This window comes from Blattabacterium cuenoti (assembly GCF_014251235.1).
Classification (GTDB): Bacteria; Bacteroidota; Bacteroidia; order Flavobacteriales; family Blattabacteriaceae; genus Blattabacterium; species Blattabacterium cuenoti_AF.
The window spans coordinates 274,768-291,747 of record NZ_CP059181.1; the positions used below are offsets into that span (position 1 = coordinate 274,768).

A 16,980-nucleotide genomic window follows, 5' to 3' on the forward strand; every position below is an offset into this window, starting at 1 on the left:
TTTTTTTTATATTTCAATATGTCTTTCTTTGTTGAAAGAAACAAATAAAATAATAAATTTTGTTCCACATCGTTTTTTTTTAAATTCTTTTGAAAAAGAATTTCAATATTTCTTCTCTATGTATCGAAAAATATTCATTTTTTTTTTCAAAAAAGTAGAAGAATTATATTTTCATCAAATGAACTTTAATAAAAAGATTTTTTCTATATCATCCAAAAAAGAATTTTTATCTCTCTCATTAGAGATATTCAATTATCAAATCAAAAATAACAAAATTTATAAAAATTATTTACAATTATTAAAAATTAAACCATACTGTATTAAAAAAATATCTGATATACCATTTTTACCTATTTCATTTTTTAAAACTCATCGAGTTTATAGTTTACCAAAGGATATTATACCAGAAGTTGTTTTTGAAAGTACTGGAACAACAGGTATCAAAAGTAGACATTATATAGCGGATTCAATCATTTATATTAATAGTATTTGCAAAGGATTTGAATATTTTTATGGTTCTATAGAAAATTTTCAATTTTTAGCTTTATTACCTTCTTATAGAAAAGATTCTTCTTTAATTTTCATGTTAAAATACTTTATACAAAAAACATGTAAAAATGGAAGTACTTTCATTGATAATGAAAATTTACCAATTCTTCATAATGAAAAAAATATTTTTATTTTTGGATCGAGTTTCTCTTTATTAGATTTTTTAAATCAAAAAAAAAATAAAAATAGTTTCGATTTTAAGAAAAGAAAAGTTATAATTATGGAAACAGGAGGAATGAAGGGAAAAAAAAAGGAAATTATAAGAGAGGAGTTACATTGTATTCTCAAAAAAGGTTTCTGTGTGAAAAATATCCATTCTGAATATGGAATGACAGAATTGCTTTCTCAAGCGTATTCAAAAAAAAACGGAATATTTAGATGTCCTCCTTGGATGAAAATATACATAAGAGATCCTGAAGACCCCTTTTTACATATCGATAATCATAAGATAGGAGGAATAGATATTATTGATTTATCCAATTATTTATCTTGTTCATTTATTTCTACAAATGATTTAGGAAAAAAGATAAATGAAGAAGAATTTGAAGTATTAGGAAGAATGGATTCTTCAGATATACGTGGATGTAGTATGATGACTTTTTAAACTACTGAAGAGTCTTTTTTTGATTTTCGATGAAGTAGGATAAAAGTTTCTGTATATAAAAAAATAATATTTTCTATATTTTTTGTTATTTTTTTCGATTGTAAGAGTATATCTAACATTAATAGTGTGTTTTTTTCACCATATTTATTATGTATGATTCCATTTACCTGTTGATTTATAAAATATTCTATTTTTTTGAAAATTTTTCTTTTTATTTTTCTGTTTTCTTTTTCAGTACATCTATGAATTCTGATTTTTTTAAAAATTTGGAAATATTCTAACATCAAATATTTAAGTATACGTAAATTTTTCTTTTGCTGATCTTTTAAAGATTTATGACTATTCATCACGTGAAATAAAGTACGATTAGTTATAATATCTGAAGATTCAATCATTTCTTTCATTTTATTATATATACGTATATAAAGTCTACCAGAGGTTTGATCACTACTTTTTGTTTTTCTAATTACTAATATTAAAGAGTTTTGTATTATCGTAAAGTTTTTTTTAATTTTTAAAAAAATTTTCTTACTATCCTGTAAAATTTTTAATTTCTCTTGAGTAATTCCTTCTATACTATTTTCATAAATATTTTCTATTGATTCAATTAAAGGGTCTAATATATCCAATGTCTTGTTTAAGAACCTTTCTAAGGAAAGAGTTTCTCCTAAAAGGATTATTTTTTGTTCTTCAAGTTTTTTTGATTCTACTTTTTGATAATTTTTGTAGCTTTTGTAAAAAACAACAACAATCAAAAAAAGAAAAAAAATTAAGGCCCATATTTTTGAAAAATATAAAAAAGAGGACGTAATTCCTGCCATAAAAAAAGCCATAAAACCTGTTAAGAACCAACCTCTTATAACTTTTAAAACTCCTGATATTCTATAAACTGCACTTTCCCTATCCCAAGCTCTATCTGAAAGAGATGTCCCCATAGATACCATAAAAGTAACAAAAGTAGTTGATAATGGTAATTTTTTAACCGTAGCTATGGATATTAATATGCTAGATATAGTTAAATTAGCAGAGGCTCTAACTAAATCAAAGGCAACATTTTCATTTTGTTGTTTTTTTCTTTTAAAATTTTTTTCTATTCTTACCAATAATCTTTTAGGAAATAATTTAAAAAATTTATCTCCAAAATATAAGAAAAATCGAACGATTCCTCTTGAAAGAGAAGAGGATAAAAATTTTTCATCTCCTTCATTTTGTCTACTTAAATTAATTTCTGTGCTTGTAATTGTTTTTGTCTTTTTAGAAAACCAAAGAGTCAATATCATAATAATACCCGAAAAAATTAATACGGATGAAGGAACATGAACATTTTCAGATAGACTTTTCATATAAAATTTTTCGGCTGGAGGACCACCCGCTTCTTTCCATATATTATAAGATTGTATGCTAGCTATAGGAATTCCTATAAAATTGACTAAATCATTTCCAGCAAAAGCCATAGCTAAAGAAAAAGTTCCATATAAAACGACGAATTTTAATATATTACATCCTAAAGAAACACAAATCTTTGCGATAATGATACAAACAGAAAATAATACAAGTAAAAAAACAAAAAAATTATGGTGTATATACTTAATAAAATTTTTAATGAATAGAGAAAAATATGTTGAATTTTCACTAACTATACCTTGTAAACCTCTTACAATCAAAAAATAAGTCATACTGCTTAATGAAATAGCGGCCCATATAACTCCTAAATATTTTAATCTATTCTCATATTCAAAACTTAAAAAAAACCGTATAAAATAATGAATAAATGCACCTGAAATAAAAGAAATGATAATAGATAAAAAAATACCTAAACCTATCGTTAATGTTTTTTCTGCTTTTATGTATAGACTTAAATTATGAAGAGGTTCTTGACTTAGTGGGGAAGACATTTTTATCATGGCAATACTGAACGCTCCACCTAATAAACAAAAAACCATGGATACTGTAGTAGAGGTAGGTAACCCTAGAGTATTAAAAATATCTAATAAAATAATATCAGATATCATTACAGCTAAAAAAATGAAGGTTAGATCTGAAAAATAAAAATAAGAAGGATCAAAAACTCCTTTTCTAGCTACTTCCATCATTCCACTGGAAAGAAATGCTCCTAATAAAATACCCATGCTAGAAAAAATCATAATAGTTTTACGAGAAGCAACTTTAGATCCAATAGCTGAATTCAGAAAATTAACTGCATCATTAATCAAACCTACAATAAGATCAAAAATAGATAATACAAAAAGAATCACTATAATTGATGGATAAAAAAATTTCATAATAAAGAGGTAAGTATTAATTAATCAATTTGATAACAAAAACAAAAGTATATTATTTTTGGAGTTTGTTATTGTAATAATTAATCTTGATGATTAATCGTCATTAATTTTTTTATAATTTTTTTATAGATTCCTTGATAAGATGTTCCACAGTATATTCTGGATTTTTATCCAAAATTTCATCCAAAATTTTTTTAGATTCTTGAGTATAAAAACCTAAAACTATCAAAGCTTTTAAGGCTTCTTCTTTCTTTTTTTTATTTTTTATGTTAAAACAATTTTTATCTGAAAAACACACTTTTTGTTCTTTAGGGAGATTTTTCTTAATCTTATCTTTAAGTTCTATGATAATTCTTTTAGCTGTTTTTATCCCTATTCCCTTAATCTGATGAAAAATATTTATATTTTCTTGATATATAGCTTTTTCTACTTCTTCTGGAGTTAAATAAGATAATAATGTGATAGCAGAACCAGGTCCTATTCCATTTACAGAAATCAAATCAGAAAATGTTTTTCTTTCTTTTTTATGATAAAAACCATACAATACATGTTGATTATCCTTTATCAAAGGATAAGTATATATGTATATATCTTGGCCTATTTCTGATAAAGAAGAATAAGTGTACGAAGATATATGTAAAAAATAACCAATTCCGTTACAATCTATTATTAAATCAGATTGATTTTTTTCTATCAGTTTTCCTCTTAGATGTGTAATCACTTATTTTTTTCGAAAAAAAATTTGTATGGGGACCCCTTTAAAATCAAAGTGATTACGTATTTCTTTTTCAACAAATCTTTTATAAGATTCTTTAATAGACTGAGGTGAATTAGAAAAAAAGATAAATTTTGGAGTAGGTGTAGGTAGCTGAATGCAATATTTAATGGTTGTTTTAGGAGAAGGAACATATTTCTGAAATATTGGTAACATAATTTTATTTAATAAATTAGTTTTTAATCTACTTCTACGTTTTTCAAAAATGTGAAAAGCTATGGATAAAATATTTTCTATCCACTTGTTATTTTTAGCAGATATGAAAAATATGGGAACATTATTAAATGGAGCTATTTTTTTACGAATTAAAATTTCGTAATTTTTTTGTATAGAAGAATGATTCTTAGTGGAATTTAACAAAAGATCCCATTTATTAATAAGAATAAGTATCCCTTTTTGATTTTTTTCGGCTAATCTAAAAATTTTTCTATCTTGTGCTTCCCATCCGCAAATAGCATCTACCATTAAAAAACATATATCTGTATATTCTATACTTTTAATAGTTCTTAGACTCGAATAAAATTCAATACTTTTACTTATTTTAGATCTTCTTCTAACTCCAGGAGTATCAACTAAGATACATTTATATTCTTTTTTTTTGTTATAAAAAACTTCTAAGCTATCTCTAGTCGTACCAGAAATATCTGTTACAATATGGTGATTCTTATCTAAGAAAGAATTAACAAATGTAGATTTTCCTACATTCGGACGTCCTATCACAGAAAAACGTGGAATATCTTTTCTTATTTCATTATCTTCATTTCTTTTTTCTACTTTTTTTAGTAAGTTTATTAACTTATCTAACAATTCCCCTGTTCCACTTCCATTGATAGCTGATATTAAATAATAATCTTTAAATCCTAAACGAAAAAAATCTGTATGAGAAAAAAGATTTTTTTCTTGATCAATTTTATTGACAACTAATAAAATATATTTATTACTTTTTCTAAGTAATTGAGAGATTTTAATATCTGTATCTATGCTCCCTCCTATTTTTATTTCTACCATAAATAAAATCACATCAGCTTCTGTTATGGATATAAAAATTTGTTTAGTGATCTCTCGATCAAGAATATTCTTACTATATGGATTGTACCCCCCTGTATCTATTACATAAAAATGAAATCCATTCCATTCAGAATATCCATAAATACGATCTCTTGTCACTCCACTATCAACATGAACTATAGCTTTCCTTCGTCCTACGAAACGATTAAATAATGTAGATTTTCCTACATTTGGACGTCCTACGATAGATACTAAGGGGCTACTCATTTTTTGTTCTTTTGATATTATTTCAAAACAAAGGTATAAATTTTTTTAACTAGGTTATAGTTATATAAGATTATCTGCATGTATCTCCTTAACTTACTTAAATTTAATAATTTAAAGTAAATAAAAATGCGTATAGATATCATTAGCGTAATTCCAGAAATTTTTCATGGTCCATTTTCAAATTCTCTTATTAAAAGAGCAGTGAATAAAAGAATCTTAAATATACATATTCATGATTTACGAAAATATGGCTTAGGAAAACGTAAGAATGTAGATGATTATCCTTATGGTGGTGGATCAGGAATGGTTATTCGAATAGAACCTGTTTATAATTGTTTTGATAAATTATTATCAGAAAGGAATTATGATGAAAAAATTTTTCTGACTCCTGATGGAAAAATTTTTTCACAAGAAAATGCAAAACAATTAACTAAAAAAAAAAATATTATTATTTTATGTGGACGTTACAAAGGAATTGATCAAAGAATAAGAGATAATTTAATCTCCAAAGAAATATCTATTGGTCCTTATATCCTTTCTGGAGGAGAAATAGCAGCAGCTGTAGTAGTAGAATCGATAGCAAGATTATTACCTGGAGTCATACATAATCATGATTCCATAAAATATGATACCTTTCATAAAGGAGTTAACTTCTATGCTCCTCCTATTTATACTCGTCCAGAAATTTATAAAGGATGGACCGTTCCACCAATTCTTTTGTCTGGTAATCATCGAAAAATAAAAGAATGGATTGATGAAAAATCAAACAAAAAGAAATTAGATTTTTAAAATTCTAATTTCCTTTTATGTTTATGAAAATAGAACTTTACTAGAAAAAAAACCTCTTAAGTTCTAAATTACTATTTTTTATAAACTAGAAATAACAAGTTTTCACGTGATAACATTTTTGTTCTATATTTGATAGTAAAAACTATCAATTTTTTATGAAAAAAAGAAAAATTTACTCTGAAAATTAGAATGAATGTATTATGAGTAAAAATACGAGTAATTATACAGCAGATAGTATTCAATCTCTTGAAGGGATTGAACATATAAGGATGAGACCTTCTATGTATATTGGAGACGTAGGAATGAAAGGTTTACATCATCTTGTAAATGAAGTTATAGATAATTCTGTAGATGAATCTTTAGCGGGTTTTTGTAATAAAATATGGGTTACGATCCATAATAATGGATTTATAACCATTGTTGATAACGGACGTGGAATTCCTGTAGGAATTCATAAAAAAGAAGGAATATCTGCTCTTGAAGTTGTTATGACTAAAATTGGAGCTGGAGGTAAGTTTGATAAAAATTCCTATAAAGTATCTGGAGGTTTACATGGGGTAGGTATTTCTTGTGTAAACGCATTATCAAAAAAACTTATAGTAACTATATATCGTAATGGTGAAATTTACCAACAAGAATATTTTAAAGGAAAATCTATTAATAATGTAAAATGTTTAGGAAAAACAAATATGAGAGGAACGAAAATACATTATATAGCTGATAATTCTATTTTTAGTTCTATATCATATAGTTATGAAATATTATCTAGTCGTTTAAGAGAATTGTCTTTTCTAAATAAAGGACTCCATCTCTTTTTACAAGACGAAAGAATCCATAAAAAAGAAGTTTTTTACTCTAAAAATGGAATAAAAGAATTTCTTTTTCTTTTAGATAAAAATGAAGAAGTTTTAACTAAAAATATTATTTCTATTACAGGTGAAAAAGAAAATACCGTTTTGGAAATTTCCATGCAATACAATACTTCTTTTAAAGAAAAAATTTATTCTTATGTGAATAATATAAATACTCAAGAGGGAGGAACTCATATTTCTGGTTTTAGAAGAGCCTTAACAAGAACTTTAAAAAAATATGCGGAAGAATATGGTCCATTATCCAAAGAAAAAGTAGATTTAACTGGAGAAGACTTTAGGGAAGGCCTTACAGCTATTATATCTGTAAAGGTTATGGAACCTCAGTTTGAAGGACAAACTAAAACAAAATTAAGTAATCAAGAAGTGGGTGGTGTTGTAGAAAAAATAGTGGGTGAAATTTTATCCACTTATCTAGAAGAACATCCTATTGATAGAAAAAAAATAATCGATAAAGTCATTTTATCTGCAAAAGCACGTAAAGCAGCTAAGAAAGCTCGTGAATTTATACAAAAAAAAAATACACTGTATAATAGTGTTTTGCCTGGTAAATTAGCAGATTGTTCTTTAAATGATCCAGAAACTTGTGAAATTTATTTAGTAGAAGGAGATTCTGCAGGAGGAACAGCTAAACAAGGAAGAGATAGAAATTTTCAAGCAATTTTACCATTGAGAGGTAAAATTTTAAATGTTGAAAAATCTATTTCATATAAAATATTTGAAAATGAAGAAATAAGAAATATATTTACTTCTTTAGGGGTTACTTTTTCTAATGAAAAAAATCAAAAAGATTTAAATATAGAAAGACTAAGATATAATAAAATCATTATTATGACAGATGCGGATATAGATGGAAGTCATATTTCTACTTTAATTTTAACTTTGTTTTTCCGTTATTTGAAACCATTAATAGAAAAAGGACATATCTATATAGCGACTCCTCCTCTTTATTTAATACGAAAAGGAAAGAATTTTCAATATGCTTGGAATGATAAGGAAAGAGAAACAATTTTACATAAATTTGGAGGTAGAAAACATGTAAATGTTCAACGTTATAAGGGTTTAGGAGAAATGAATGCAGATCAACTTTGGGAAACAACCATGAATCCCGAAAAAAGAACTTTACGAAAGATTCATATAGAGGATCATTCGGATGCTGATAAAATATTTTCCATTCTTATGGGAGATGAAGTTCCACCACGTAGAAATTTTATAGAAAAAAATGCTATCTATGCGAAATTAGATGTTTAGATATGTGTAATAAAACAAATTTCTCATGAATTATATTCAATCAATCCTACTAGGTTTTATTGAAGGTATTACAGAATTTTTACCAATTTCCTCTACAGGACATATGATAATTGCAGCTTACTTCATGGGAATTATGGAAAAAGAATTTACTAAATTATTCTTAATATCTGTTCAAGTTGGAGCAGTTTGTTCAGTTCTTTTTTTATATAGAAAAAAGTTCTTTCTTCAAAAGAAAGATTTTTATATAAAGCTAGTTTTAGCTTGTATACCTATAGTGTTTGTTGGTTTTTTTTTTAAAAATCAAATAAATTTTTTTTTGGAAAAAAAACTTATAGTGGCTTTTTCTCTTATTATAGGAGGTTTTATAATTATTCAACTGGAAAATTTTTATGAAAAAAAAATTCATAAAAGTAATCATATAACTTATTTACAAGCTTTTAATATTGGATTATTTCAATGTCTATCTGTCATTCCTGGAGTATCTAGGAGTGCTACTATTATAGCTGCGTGTATGATTCAAAAAATTAATAGGAATAAAGCTATTGAATTTTCTTTTTTTTTATCTTTACCTGTTATTGGAATGGCTACATGTAAAAAATTATTTGATCATTTTTTTCAATTAAATTATTTATCATATAAATTTTATTTTTTAGAATTTGTAAAAAATATAAAATACAAAGATCTTTTTATTATACAGCAGGAGATAAAATTATTAATGATTGGAAACATTGTTTCTTTTATTACAGCTCTTCTATCCATCAAATTTTTTGTGGATTATTTAAAAAATAATAATTTTAGATTATTTGGATATTATAGAATCATTTTAGGGATGATTTTTGTTTTTATCCATTATTTTATCAAACCTATTGGAAAACTTTAAAAAAAGTTTTAAAAAAAATTCAATATAAAAAGTTGTTTTATTCTTTTTTCTTTTTTAACCAAGAATGAAATTTTTGAAGAGCCTCTTCATCACTTAAAACTTTTTTTTTAACACCTTCTAATAAATGTTTTTTTAATAAAACTCCTTTTTTGGAAAAAATAGATTTTACTGTATCCGTAGGTTGTGCTCCATTCATCAACCATGATACAGATTCCTGGATTTTTAATCTGATTAAAGGAGGATCATAATGAGGATTATAGGTTCCTAGCTTTTCAAGGAATTTACCATCTCTTGGAGAACGAGAATCTGCTACAATGATGTGATAAATAGGCTTATGTTTTTTTCCAATTCTTTTTAAACGTATTTTAACAGACATTATTGATTTTTTTCTATAGCTGTGTAATATAATACAAAAAAAATTAAGGATAGAAAGAGATTTTTTTGATCTAAAAATAGCTTTATTCATAATTATTGTTTTTGAAAAAAAATGGTATATATTTACATTTTTCATAGACCCGTTGTGTAACGGTAGCACAGCAGATTTTGGTTCTGTAAGTTAGGGTTCGAATCCCTACGGGTCTGTTTCCTTTATTAATAAGATATAGATGTTGAATTTTTTTTACAAAATGAGTATTGGGATGAGAGTAAAAAAAGAAAAAGTTTTGCTGATAGCACTTTTAAGTGTTTTCGCTTATATTTTTATTCATTTATTAAAATCATTTTTTGGCATTGATAAATGGACTCTTTGTACATTAAGATGTTTCGTTATATCTATTTTCGTTTTTTATGCTATTCTAAAAAAAGATTTAACTACTTGGATCTTGTTATCTATTATGATAGGAATAGAGTTTGGACTAGATTTACCTAAAATTGCAATAGAATTAAGATTCCTGTCTAAAATATTTTTGAGAATGATCAAAACTATTATAGCTCCGATTTTATTTTCAACTTTAGTAGTTGGAATAGCTAGTCATTCTAATATCAAACAATTAGGTAATATGGGCTGGAAATCCCTCTTGTATTTTGAGATAGTAACCACTTTAGCTTTATTTATTGGTCTGATAGCTATTAATGTATCTCAAGCTGGAGTAGGCATCACTATACCTTCAAGTATCGATGAACAACAATTACCAAAAGTAGAAAGTAAAACGTGGCAAGATACCGTTCTTCATGTTTTTCCAGAGAATTTCATTAAATCTATATATCATGGAGAAGTATTACCTATTGTTGTCTTTTCTGTTTTATTTGGTATATCTATGGTTTTTTTAAGTGAAAAAAAACGTAGTCCTATATTATTATTTGCAGAAAGTCTTTCAGAAATCATGTTTAAATTTACCAAAATAATCATGTATTTTGCTCCTATAGGAGTAGGATCTGCTATAGCTTATACGGTAGGACATATGGGTTTAGATATTTTATATAATCTTTTTCAATTATTATTTACTCTTTACATTGCTTTGCTTTTATTTTTGATGATTGTTTTATTCCCCATCCTTTTATGGATTAAAATACCTTTAAGAGGATTTGTAAAAGCATTAACAGAACCAGTTTCATTAGCTTTTGCTACAACAAGTTCAGAATCAGCTTTACCTCTTCTTATGGAAAATTTAGAAAAATTAGGAGTTCCTAGAAAAATTGTTTCTTTTGTAATTCCTACAGGTTATAGTTTTAATTTAGATGGAACGACTCTGTATTTATCTTTAGCTACCGTTTTTGTTGCACAAGCATCTGGAATTCCCTTAAGTTTTAGCCAACAAATATTTATAGGTTTAACTTTAATTTTAACCAGTAAAGGTGTAGCTGGTGTACCTAGAGCCTCTTTAGTTATCCTTTTAGCTACAGTAACGTCTTTTGGGTTACCTACTTGGCCTATATTGGCTATTATAGGAATAGATGAATTGATGGATATGGCTCGGACAACTGTAAATGTTATCGGAAATGGTTTAGCTAGTTGTGTTATTGCTCGTTCTGAAGGAGAATTTAATGATAATAAAATGTTAGATTATATAAAAAAAAATAATAACGTGAATTAAATCGTACTTGAAAGATTTTCATGAAAAAAAATTATTTTATTTATAAGAAAAAAAGATGTTTTATAGTGACAAATGGAGAGGTAAAGAAGAGAAGTCCTTCTAATATTGCTTTAATAAAATATTGGGGGAAAAAAAAAAAGAAAATTCAAATTCCGTTAAATTCATCTATTAGTTATTCTTTAGGAGACATTTATACAGAAACAAAATTAATTTATCATATTAGAAAAAAAAAAAATCTATAAAGGTTTTCTTTTGTGGAAAAGAGAAAAAAAGTTTTCTTCCAAAAATTTTAGAATTTTTTCATAGAATTTCATTTTATTGTTCTTATTTAAAAAATTTCAATTTCGTAATAGAAACAATCAATACTTTTCCACATAGTAGTGGATTAGCTTCATCAGCTTCCTCTATGAGTTCCTTAGCTTTATGCATTATGGAAATAGAAAAAAAATTGGTTCCATCTTTAAATGAAGACTTTTTTTTTAAAAAAGCTTCATTCTTAGCTAGATTAGGTTCCGGAAGTGCATGCCGATCTATATATCCTGGACTTGTAGTTTGGGGTTTTCATAAATCTATAAGTGGAAGCAATAACTTCTATTCTATACCTTATCCCTATAAGGTCCATCCTATTTTTACACAAATGGAAGATACTATACTAGTAATAGATGACAAACCTAAAAAACTTTTGAGCTCAAAAGGACATAAATTAATGAATAATCATCCTTATGCTAGGGATAGATATAAAAGTGCTAATAAAAATATGGATAAAATGATATCCATATTGAAAACCGGAGATATACGAAGTTTTGGAGAATTAATAGAACATGAGGCTTTGACTCTTCATGCAATGACTATGACTTCTTCTCCTTATTTTTTTTGGATGAAACCTAATACACTTCATGTTATTTATAAGATATTTGAGTTTAGGCATCAAAGCAAAATAAATATTTTTTTTACATTAGATGCAGGAGCAAACGTTCACCTTATATATCCAATTCAAGAAAGAGGACCTATTCTAAAATGGATAGATAATGACCTTTTTTTTTGCAAAAAAATCATCAAAAGTTTTTGTAAATAAATCGATTGATTATCTATCTTTGTTTGGTTTATTTTTTTTGAATTTTTTCATCTGTGAAACAAATGGTGGGTGTAGCTCAGTAGGTTTAGAGCATCAGATTGTGGTTCTGAGGGTCGCCGGTTCGAATCCGGTCATCCACCCCATATGGGGTTTTTAATTCAAAACTTGTTTGATCCTTTTAAAAGCCTCTATTATTTTATCCTCTTTAGATGCATAAGAAATTCGTAAACATTCATTATCTCCAAAAGCACTACCACTGACAGTAGCTACTTTAGCTTTATCAAGTAAAAAAATAGAAAGTTCATCAGAATTCATAATTTTCTTTCCGTCAACTTTTTTTCCAAAAAAAGAAGAAATATTTGGAAAAACATAGAAAGCTCCATATGGTTTATTGACGTGAAATCCATCAATTTTTTTGATCATTTCTAAAACTAAATCTCTTCTTTTTTCAAATTCTTTAATCATATATTCAATTTTTATTGGTGAAACTTTTAATGCCTCGATAGCTGCACGTTGTGCTATGGAATTAGCACAAGAAGTTATTTGACCTTGTATTTTATCACAAGACTTAGAAACCCATTCTGGAGCCCCAATATAACCTATCCTCCATCCAGTCATAGAGAAAGCTTTGGATAATCCATTGATGGTAATAACTTGATGATAAATTTCAGGAAAAGAAGCAATACTAGTATGTTTAACCGAATAACGAATATGTTCATATATTTCATCAGAAATAATTAGAACATTTGGATGTTTTTTGAAAATTTTTGCCAAATTTTCTAATTCTTGATAGGAATAAACACTTCCTGTAGGATTACAAGGGGTACTAAAAATAAACAATTTTGTTCGATGGGTAATATATTTTTCCAATTTTTTTGGAGATATTTTAAAATCTTCTTCCATCGTTGTTGGGATGATAACGGGAGTAGCTTCACACAATTTAACCATTTGATAATAACTAACCCAGTAGGGAGCGGGGATAATAACTTCATCATTTTTATTGAGTAAAGATAAAAAAATATTCATAATAGATTGTTTTCCTCCTGTAGAAACTACAATTTGTGATGGTGAATATTTTAATCCATTGTCACGATAAAATTTCTTGCATATTACCTCTCTAAGTTCTAAATATCCTGTTACTGGTGTATAATAATGAAAACCTTGATCTATAGCTTTTTTAGCAGAAGATAAAATAAAATCAGGAGGATAAAAATCAGGTTCTCCTAAACTTAGGTTAATAACGTCATATCCTCTATTTTTTAATTCTCTAGCTTTACTAGACATAGCTAGAGTTTGCGAATAAGATATATTTTGTAAACGGTGGGATAATCTATTTTTCATAGATGCATAATTTGAAATGATTACAAATCTAAATAAATTTGATTATAAAAAAATCTATATGGAATTGATTAAAAAATATTTTCCAGATCTATTGGAGAAACAAATCGATCAACTATCATCTTTAAAAAATATTTATTCATATTGGAATACATATGTGAATCTTATTTCTAAAAAAACATTTTGTCACTTTTATCAAAGACATATTCTTTTTTGTTTAGGAATTGCAAAAGTTTATTCTTTTTTTCCTGGATCAACGGTTATGGACTTAGGAACGGGTGGAGGGTTTCCAGGAATTCCATTATCCATTGTTTTTCCTAATACGGAATTTATATTAGTTGATTCTATTCTTAAAAAAATTAAAATAGTAGATAAAATTATAAATTCTCTCCGTTTAAAAAATGCAAAAGCTATTTGTATACGTGCAGAAAAAATAGAAAATAAATTTGATTTTGTTGTTAGTAGAGCTGTAGCAAAAATATATAAAATTCATCAATGGATAAAAAATAAATATAGATGCAAATCTATTAGTACTGGAGCTTTCTATCTAAAAGGAGGAAATCTAACCAAAGAATTAAATAGATTTCCTAATGCAGTAGAATATCCTCTAATTAATTATTTTAGAGAACCGTTTTTTATAGAAAAAAAAGTTATTTGGATTTCCAATATTTAATACAAAATTAAAATGAATCCTAAAAATATTTTTATTGAAAAAATAAAAAATAAAGGGGGATGGGTAAATTCCCATGCTCACTTAGACCGAGCTTATACTCTTACGAAAGAAAATTTTCAATATTCTTATTCTTCCTTGAAGAAAAAATGGTATTTAGTAGATGAAATGAAACGTCTATCTACAGAGGATGATATTTATGTTCGTATGGAAAAAGCTTTAGAATCCTTTTTAATACAAGGAACACAAGCTATATGCACTTTTATTGATGTGGATGAAATTATTGAAGATAGAGCATTAAAAGCAGCTAAAAAATTGAAAAAAAATTATGGTCATTTGATAAAACTTCGTTTTGCTAATCAAGTACTTAAAGGAGTTTTGAATAAAAAATCAAAATATTGGTTCGATAAATCTATAGAATTCGTAGATATTATAGGGGGTTTGCCCGCTAAAGATTATGGAAGAGAAGATGAACATATAGATATTTTATTAAAAACAGCAAAAAAAACAGGAAAATTAGTACATATACATGTAGATCAATTTAATACAGATGATGAAAAAGAAACAGAAAAACTAGCAAAAAAAACTATCGATCATGGGATGGAAGGGAAGGTAGTAGCAATACATTGTATATCTATAGCCTCTCATGATAGAAAATATCGTTATGAAATCTATGAATTAATGAAAAAAGCTAATTTAATGGTAATATCTTGTCCTATTGCATGGATTGATCATATTAGAAGTGAACGTTTAACACCTAGTCACAATTCTATTACTCCAGTAGATGAAATGCTACCAGAAGGAATTATTGTTGCTTTTGGAACAGATAATATATGTGATATATACAAACCTTTTTCTGATGGAAATTTATGGATAGAATTACGTGTCATGTTAGAAGCTTGTCATTATTATAATATTGACAATCTTGTTAAGATTGCAACGGAAAATGGTTTGAAAGTATTAGGTTTAACTCCTTCTTAAGAATTACTTTTTTATCTTTTTTCTGTACGCATTTGTGGAAAAAATAAGACTTCTTGAATAGAATTTTGTCCTGTCAATAGCATTACCAATCTGTCTATACCTATTCCAATTCCTGCTGTTGGAGGCATTCCGAATTCTAAAGATCGTATAAAATCTTTATCTAGAAAAATAGATTCATCTGTTTTATTTTCTGTTTTATTTTCTGATAATTGAAGTTGTTCTCTAAAACGATCAAGTTGATCAATAGGATCATTAAGTTCGGAATAAGAATTAGCTATTTCTTGTCCATTAATAAGAAGTTCAAAACGTTCTGATAAATTTTTTTTATGACGATGTCTTTTAGTTAAAGGACTCATCTCTACAGGATAATCAATAATAAAAGTGGGTTTTTTATAATTTTTCTCACATTTTTCTGAAAAAATATTTTCTATTAATTTAGCTTTACTCATTTGATCATTTTCTTCTATATGCAATTTTTGACAAACTTTTCTTAGTGTATCTTTATCCATTCCTTTTAGATCAAATCCAGTATATTTTTGAATGGAATCCAATATAGGGATGCGAGGAAAAGGAATCTCTAGTTCCACAAAATTTTCTTGTTGTATCATTTGAAAAATACGCTTCATAAGTTTTTCTGTAAACTTCATCATCCAATAATAATCTTTATAAGCAACATAAAGTTCTAGTACAGTAAATTCTGGATTATGAAGACGATCCATTCCTTCATTTCTAAAATTTTTAGAAAATTCATAAACTCCATTAAATCCTCCAATTATAAGTCTTTTCAAGTAAAGTTCATTAGCTATACGTAAATATAATGGAATTCTAAGAGTATTGTGATAAGTCATAAATGGACGAGCTATAGCTCCACCAGGAATAGGTTGTAAAATAGGTGTTTCTACTTCTAAATAACCCTTATTATCTAAATAATCTCTAATTATACGTATAATACGAGTACGTTTTAAAAAAATTTCTTTTACATGATCATTCACTATTAAATCTACATAACGCATACGATAACGTTGTTCAGTATTGGAAAAAGCATCGTATATTTTTTTATTTTTATCTACTTTTACTTGTGGTAAAGGACGTAAAGATTTAGAAAGTAAAGTTAATCTATGAACATGTATCGTTATTTCATTCATTTTCGTTTTAAATAGAAAACCTTTAATTCCAATAATATCTCCTATGTCTATAAGTTTTTTTAAAAGAATATTGTAAGACTCTTCTTCTCCCATTTTTTCTGAAAAAAAATGATTTTTATTAAAGTATATCTGTATGCGTCCCGTATGGTCTTTAATTTCTCCAAAAGAAGCCTTTCCTAAAATACGTAATCTAATTAAACGTCCAGCTATGCTAACATATTTTTTTTCTACAAATTTTTGATGAATATTTATAATAGGGTAAGTTATTATATATTCGTCTGGTGGATAAGGGTTTATTCCTAATTTTCTTAAATTATCTAATTTTTTTCTACGTATAATTTGTTGTTCTGATAAATTTTTCATTAAACAGACATTAAACAGAGTAGTAAGTGAACGTTATTTCTTTATTTATACGTATACGAAGGTACATTTGTTTTTTTTATTATATTCAAAAAGTTTTGAAT

The 16,980-nt window shown here is 26.4% G+C and carries 15 protein-coding genes and 2 tRNA genes; 11 read left to right on the top strand and 6 right to left on the bottom strand.

Annotated elements, in window-relative coordinates; genetic code table 11:
- The first annotated feature begins 178 nt into the window (after nucleotides 1–178).
- Entirely contained in the window at nucleotides 179–1,153 is a 975-nt protein-coding gene (locus H0H78_RS01295; protein WP_238783778.1) for a long-chain-fatty-acid--protein ligase, read from the top strand.
- Here H0H78_RS01295 and H0H78_RS01300 read toward each other — a convergent pair.
- From H0H78_RS01300 to der, 3 genes are all read right to left on the bottom strand, one after another.
- Nucleotides 1,150–3,435, bottom strand: coding sequence for an inorganic phosphate transporter (locus H0H78_RS01300; protein ID WP_185851212.1), 2,286 nt, complete (start codon nucleotides 3,433–3,435; stop codon nucleotides 1,150–1,152). The genes H0H78_RS01295 and H0H78_RS01300 overlap by 4 nt on opposite strands.
- A 112-nt stretch (nucleotides 3,436–3,547) precedes the next feature.
- Nucleotides 3,548–4,156 carry a Holliday junction branch migration protein RuvA gene (gene ruvA / locus H0H78_RS01305; RefSeq protein WP_185851213.1) on the bottom strand — a complete coding sequence of 203 codons (609 nt, stop codon included), beginning with the start codon at nucleotides 4,154–4,156 and terminating at the stop codon, nucleotides 3,548–3,550.
- Nucleotides 4,157–5,485 (bottom strand): ribosome biogenesis GTPase Der, encoded by a 1,329-nt coding sequence (gene der / locus H0H78_RS01310; RefSeq protein WP_185851214.1) that lies wholly within the window; start codon nucleotides 5,483–5,485, stop codon nucleotides 4,157–4,159.
- Nucleotides 5,486–5,611: 126 nt separating this feature from the next.
- On the opposite strand from der, the gene trmD reads away from it, so the two are divergent.
- The 3 genes from trmD (at nucleotide 5,612) to H0H78_RS01325 (ending at nucleotide 9,274) form a co-directional block, all read left to right on the top strand.
- The gene (trmD, locus tag H0H78_RS01315; RefSeq protein ID WP_185851215.1) at nucleotides 5,612–6,274 is read left to right on the top strand and encodes a tRNA (guanosine(37)-N1)-methyltransferase TrmD; all 663 of its coding nucleotides are present in this window, start codon (nucleotides 5,612–5,614) and stop codon (nucleotides 6,272–6,274) included.
- Between the two features lie 200 nt (nucleotides 6,275–6,474).
- Nucleotides 6,475–8,394 carry a DNA topoisomerase (ATP-hydrolyzing) subunit B gene (gene gyrB / locus H0H78_RS01320; RefSeq protein WP_185851216.1) on the top strand — a complete coding sequence of 640 codons (1,920 nt, stop codon included), beginning with the start codon at nucleotides 6,475–6,477 and terminating at the stop codon, nucleotides 8,392–8,394.
- A 25-nt stretch (nucleotides 8,395–8,419) separates the two neighbouring features.
- The gene (locus H0H78_RS01325; protein ID WP_185851217.1) at nucleotides 8,420–9,274 is read left to right on the top strand and encodes an undecaprenyl-diphosphate phosphatase; all 855 of its coding nucleotides are present in this window, start codon (nucleotides 8,420–8,422) and stop codon (nucleotides 9,272–9,274) included.
- Nucleotides 9,275–9,311: 37 nt separating this feature from the next.
- Here H0H78_RS01325 and rpsP read toward each other — a convergent pair whose 3' ends face one another.
- Nucleotides 9,312–9,740 carry a 30S ribosomal protein S16 gene (rpsP, locus tag H0H78_RS01330; RefSeq protein WP_238783774.1) on the bottom strand — a complete coding sequence of 143 codons (429 nt, stop codon included), beginning with the start codon at nucleotides 9,738–9,740 and terminating at the stop codon, nucleotides 9,312–9,314.
- Between the two features lie 45 nt (nucleotides 9,741–9,785).
- On the opposite strand from rpsP, the gene H0H78_RS01335 reads away from it, so the two are divergent.
- The 5 genes from H0H78_RS01335 (at nucleotide 9,786) to H0H78_RS01350 (ending at nucleotide 12,525) form a co-directional block, all read left to right on the top strand.
- A tRNA-Gln gene (locus H0H78_RS01335) sits at nucleotides 9,786–9,856 on the top strand.
- Between the two features lie 44 nt (nucleotides 9,857–9,900).
- A complete protein-coding gene (locus H0H78_RS01340) occupies nucleotides 9,901–11,307 on the top strand; it encodes a dicarboxylate/amino acid:cation symporter (protein WP_185851267.1) in 1,407 nt (468 codons plus the stop codon).
- A 20-nt stretch (nucleotides 11,308–11,327) separates the two neighbouring features.
- Entirely contained in the window at nucleotides 11,328–11,549 is a 222-nt protein-coding gene (locus tag H0H78_RS03020) for a hypothetical protein (protein WP_238783775.1), read from the top strand.
- A gap of 44 nt (nucleotides 11,550–11,593) precedes the next feature.
- Nucleotides 11,594–12,382, top strand: coding sequence for a diphosphomevalonate/mevalonate 3,5-bisphosphate decarboxylase family protein (locus H0H78_RS03025; RefSeq protein ID WP_394366921.1), 789 nt, complete (start codon nucleotides 11,594–11,596; stop codon nucleotides 12,380–12,382).
- Nucleotides 12,383–12,447: 65 nt separating this feature from the next.
- Nucleotides 12,448–12,525: transfer RNA gene (locus H0H78_RS01350), tRNA-His, on the top strand.
- Nucleotides 12,526–12,535: 10 nt separating this feature from the next.
- On the opposite strand, the gene H0H78_RS01355 is transcribed toward H0H78_RS01350, so the two are convergent.
- Nucleotides 12,536–13,723 (bottom strand): pyridoxal phosphate-dependent aminotransferase, encoded by a 1,188-nt coding sequence (locus H0H78_RS01355; protein ID WP_185851218.1) that lies wholly within the window; start codon nucleotides 13,721–13,723, stop codon nucleotides 12,536–12,538.
- A gap of 58 nt (nucleotides 13,724–13,781) precedes the next feature.
- On the opposite strand from H0H78_RS01355, the gene rsmG reads away from it, so the two are divergent.
- Both rsmG and H0H78_RS01365 read left to right on the top strand, forming a co-directional pair.
- A complete protein-coding gene (rsmG, locus tag H0H78_RS01360) occupies nucleotides 13,782–14,393 on the top strand; it encodes a 16S rRNA (guanine(527)-N(7))-methyltransferase RsmG (protein WP_185851219.1) in 612 nt (203 codons plus the stop codon).
- 12 nt (nucleotides 14,394–14,405) lie between these two features.
- The gene (locus tag H0H78_RS01365; RefSeq protein WP_185851220.1) at nucleotides 14,406–15,371 is read left to right on the top strand and encodes an amidohydrolase family protein; all 966 of its coding nucleotides are present in this window, start codon (nucleotides 14,406–14,408) and stop codon (nucleotides 15,369–15,371) included.
- 11 nt (nucleotides 15,372–15,382) lie between these two features.
- Here H0H78_RS01365 and lysS read toward each other — a convergent pair whose 3' ends face one another.
- Complete coding sequence (lysS, locus tag H0H78_RS01370) at nucleotides 15,383–16,879, bottom strand: lysine--tRNA ligase (RefSeq protein WP_185851221.1); 1,497 nt, start codon at nucleotides 16,877–16,879, stop codon at nucleotides 15,383–15,385.
- Nucleotides 16,880–16,980: the final 101 nt, after the last annotated feature.